Consider the following 4,169-nt stretch of genomic DNA (forward strand, 5'->3'; position numbering starts at 1 on the left):
GCAGCCGCAGGCCGCTGGTGATCCTCAACTGTGCCGCACTCAACGAGTCGTTGCTGGAGTCGGAGCTGTTTGGTCACGAGAAAGGCGCCTTTACCGGCGCGGACAAACGGCGAGAAGGGCGTTTTGTTGAAGCGGACGGCGGTACGCTCTTTCTCGATGAGATTGGCGATATTTCACCGCTGATGCAGGTGCGCCTGGTGCGGGCGATTCAGGAGCGTGAAGTGCAGCGCGTGGGCAGCAATCAGACCCTTTCGGTCGATGTGCGGCTAATTGCCGCCACCCACCGGGATTTAGCTGAAGAGGTCAGCGCCGGACGTTTTCGTCAGGATCTCTACTATCGCCTGAACGTCGTGACTATCGATATGCCGCCGCTGCGTCAGCGCAAGGAAGATATCCCTCAGCTGGCGCGCTATTTCCTGCAGCGTTATGCCGAGCGTAACCGCAAAGCGGTGCAGGGGTTTACGCCGCAGGCGATGGACTTACTGATTCACTACGCATGGCCGGGGAATATTCGCGAACTGGAAAATGCGGTAGAGCGGGCGGTGGTCCTGCTGACCGGAGAGTATATCTCGGAACGCGAGCTGCCGCTGGCGATTGCCGGTACGTCGGTTTCGGACGCGCCGCACGGTGAGGATATTATTCAGCCGCTGGTGGAAGTCGAGAAAGAAGCGATCCTGGTGGCGCTCGAAAAAACGGGCGGCAACAAAACTGAAGCCGCCCGTCAGCTGGGCATTACGCGCAAAACGCTGCTGGCAAAGCTCAGCCGTTAGCTGTTTTGCTCACGTTCAATAGCGCGCCAGCCGATGTCGTTACGGCTAAAGCTGCCGTCCCAGCGGATATCGCTCATCAGGGCGTAAGCGCGCTTTTGCGCTTCAGCGACGGTGTGACCCAGCGCGGTAGCGCAGAGCACCCGGCCGCCGCTGGTCAGCACGCGATCGTCATCAGCGAGTCTGGTACCGGCGTGGAAGACCTTGCCGTCAGCCGCTTCTTCCAGCGGCAGGCCGTGGATCTCATCACCGGTGCTGTAGTTGCCCGGATAGCCACCGGCGGCGATCACGACGCCCAGCGAGGCGCGTTCGTCCCACTCGGAGGTTTTCTCATTCAGCTTGCCGTCGCAGGCGGCGAGGCACAGATCTACCAGATCCGATTTCATACGCAGCATGATCGGCTGGGTTTCCGGATCGCCAAAGCGGCAGTTGAACTCGATAACCTTCGGGTTTCCCTGTTTATCGATCATCAGGCCCGCATAGAGGAAACCGGTGTAGGTGTTCCCTTCCGCTGCCATACCTTTTACGGTTGGCCAGATAATGCGTTCCATGGTGCGCTGGTGAACCTCATCGGTTACCACCGGCGCCGGTGAGTAAGCGCCCATACCGCCCGTGTTTGGGCCGGTATCGCCATTGCCCACGCGTTTATGATCCTGGCTGGTGGCCATCGGCAGGACGTGCTCGCCGTCGACCATCACGATAAAGCTCGCCTCTTCGCCGTCGAGGAACTCTTCAATGACGATGCGGTGTCCGGCGTCGCCAAAGGCGTTACCTGCCAGCATGTCGTGAACGGCGGCTTCCGCTTCTTCCAGCGTCATGGCGACAATCACGCCCTTGCCGGCGGCCAGGCCGTCGGCCTTGATGACGATCGGCGCGCCTTTCTCACGCAGGTACGCCAGCGCGGGCTCGACTTCGGTGAAGTTCTGGTATTCCGCCGTCGGGATGTTATGACGCGCGAGGAAATCTTTGGTGAAGGCTTTGGAGCCTTCAAGCTGCGCCGCGCCTTCCGTTGGGCCGAAGATTTTCAGCCCTGCGGCACGGAACGCATCGACAACGCCAATTACCAGCGGCGCTTCCGGGCCAACGATGGTCAGGTCAATCTTCTCGCTCTGCGCAAAGCTCAGCAGCGCCGGAATATCGGTGACGCCGATAGCCACGTTCTGCAGCGCCGGTTCCAGGGCGGTGCCCGCGTTACCCGGGGCGACAAAAACGGTATCAACCTGCGGTGACTGTGCGGCTTTCCAGGCCAGCGCGTGTTCGCGTCCGCCGTTGCCAATAACTAATACTTTCATCGTCTGCTCCGTGAATTAATGGCGGAAGTGGCGCATGTCGGTGAAGATCATCGCGATGCCGTGCTCATCGGCGGCGGCAATCACCTCTTCGTCGCGAATAGAGCCACCGGGCTGAATGACGCAGCTCACGCCAACGGCAGCAGCGGCATCAATACCGTCGCGGAACGGGAAGAAGGCGTCAGAGGCCATCGCCGAACCTTTCACTTCCAGACCTTCATCACCGGCTTTAATCCCGGCGATTTTGGCGGAGTAAACGCGGCTCATCTGGCCTGCGCCTATCCCGATGGTCATATTCTCTTTGGCGTACACAATGGCGTTGGATTTAACGAATTTCGCCACTTTCCAGCAGAACAGCGCATCGCGCAGCTCCTGCTCGGTCGGCTGGCGTTTGGAAACCACGCGCAGTTCGCCTTCCGTAACCATACCCAGATCGCGATCCTGAACCAGCAGGCCGCCGTTAACGCGTTTGAAGTCCAGACCCGGTACGCGCTGCGTCCACTGACCGCAGGTCAGGACGCGGACATTCTGTTTCGCGGCAGTGATCTTCAGGGCTTCTTCCGTCGCAGACGGTGCGATGATCACTTCAACAAACTGGCGGGAGATGATCGCCTGCGCGGTTTCGGCATCCAGTTCGCGGTTAAAGGCGATAATGCCGCCGAAGGCAGAGGTCGGGTCAGTTTTGTACGCGCGGTCGTAGGCATCCAGAATAGAGGTACTTACCGCTACGCCACATGGGTTGGCGTGCTTCACAATAACGCAGGCCGGCTCGCTGAATTCTTTGACGCATTCCAGCGCGGCATCGGTGTCAGCGATGTTGTTATAGGAGAGCGCTTTACCCTGAACCTGCTGTGCAGTGGCGACAGAGGCTTCTTTGACTTCTTCTTCTATATAGAAGGCCGCCTGCTGGTGGCTGTTTTCACCATAGCGCATATCCTGCTTCTTAACGAAGTTCAGATTCAGGGTGCGCGGGAAGCGACCCGCGGCTTCTTTGCTCTCGCCGTGATAGGCCGGAACCATGCTGCCGAAGTAGTTGGCAATCATGCTGTCGTAGGCGGCGGTGTGTTCGAATGCCTTAATGGCGAGGTCGAAGCGGGTGTCGAGGGTCAGGGAGCCTTCGTTGGCATCCATCTCTTTAATAATGGCATCGTAGTCGCTGCTCTTCACCACGATGGCGACGTCTTTATGGTTCTTCGCCGCTGAGCGAACCATGGTTGGGCCGCCGATATCAATGTTTTCTACCGCATCTTCCAGCGAGCAGCCCTCGCGGGCAACGGTTTGAGCAAACGGATACAGGTTAACCACCACCATATCAATAGGCGCGATACCGTGTTGTTCCATAATACCGTCATCCTGGCCACGGCGACCGAGAATACCGCCGTGAACTTTCGGATGCAGGGTCTTCACGCGTCCGTCCATCATTTCCGGGAAACCGGTGTAGTCAGAGACTTCGGTAACCGGCAGACCTTTCTCAGCCAGCAGGCGTGCGGTACCACCCGTAGACAGTAGCTCGACACCACGAGCGGAAAGCGCCTGCGCGAATTCGACGATACCGGCCTTGTCAGAAACACTGAGCAGGGCGCGGCGGACTGGACGACGTTGTTGCATGGTATTAAATCCCCAGGATTTGAATATTACAGAGAGCGTTAGGTGAATTTTTGTCTAAAAACTCACCTAACGCACCCAACCGGGCATCCTTGTTATAGCGCGGCATTGTAACGAAAACGTTTGCGCAACGCTCGCGAATTTTTATCTTTCTCTTTTTATCCCAGGATCGCGCCCTATAGAGAGAAGAGAGCGGGCCTTTATAAGAGGGTATCGGCCGCCACCTGTGGATAATTCTGTGCGTAACAGGGTATAAAGCGGGGTTTTGCTGGGGAATGCAGCAGTCAGTCATTTTTCTGCAATTTTACTATTGCGGATGCTCGGGAACTCCCTATAATGCGCCTCCATCGACACGGCAGATGTGAATCACTTCACAAACAACACGGTCGGTTGAAGAGAAAAAATCCTGAAATAACGGGTTGACTCTGAAAGAGGAAAGCGTAATATACGCCACCTCGCAACGGTGAGCGAAAGCCGCGTTGCACTGCTCTTTAACAATTTATCAGAC

2 protein-coding genes and 1 pseudogene (1 of these 3 running past the window's edge) are annotated in these 4,169 nt (G+C 57.5%); 1 reads left to right on the forward strand and 2 read right to left on the reverse strand.

Annotation, left to right across the window (positions count from 1 at the left end; genetic code table 11):
- Positions 1-770, forward strand: a pseudogene (gene zraR, locus FQK12_RS08990) (sigma-54-dependent response regulator transcription factor ZraR); it begins 569 nt to the left of the window's first position.
- Here zraR and purD read toward each other — a convergent pair.
- Both purD and purH read right to left on the reverse strand, forming a co-directional pair.
- Positions 767-2,059: a phosphoribosylamine--glycine ligase gene (purD, locus tag FQK12_RS08995; protein WP_014227507.1), complete on the reverse strand. Its 1,293-nt coding sequence runs from the start codon at positions 2,057-2,059 to the stop codon at positions 767-769. The pseudogene zraR and the gene purD sit on opposite strands and share 4 nt — an antisense overlap.
- A 15-nt stretch (positions 2,060-2,074) precedes the next feature.
- Positions 2,075-3,664, reverse strand: coding sequence for a bifunctional phosphoribosylaminoimidazolecarboxamide formyltransferase/IMP cyclohydrolase (purH, locus tag FQK12_RS09000; protein ID WP_014227508.1), 1,590 nt, complete (start codon positions 3,662-3,664; stop codon positions 2,075-2,077).
- Positions 3,665-4,169 lie beyond the last annotated feature (505 nt).

This window comes from Klebsiella sp. ME-303 (assembly GCF_007910085.1).
GTDB lineage: Bacteria > Pseudomonadota > Gammaproteobacteria > Enterobacterales > Enterobacteriaceae > Klebsiella > Klebsiella michiganensis.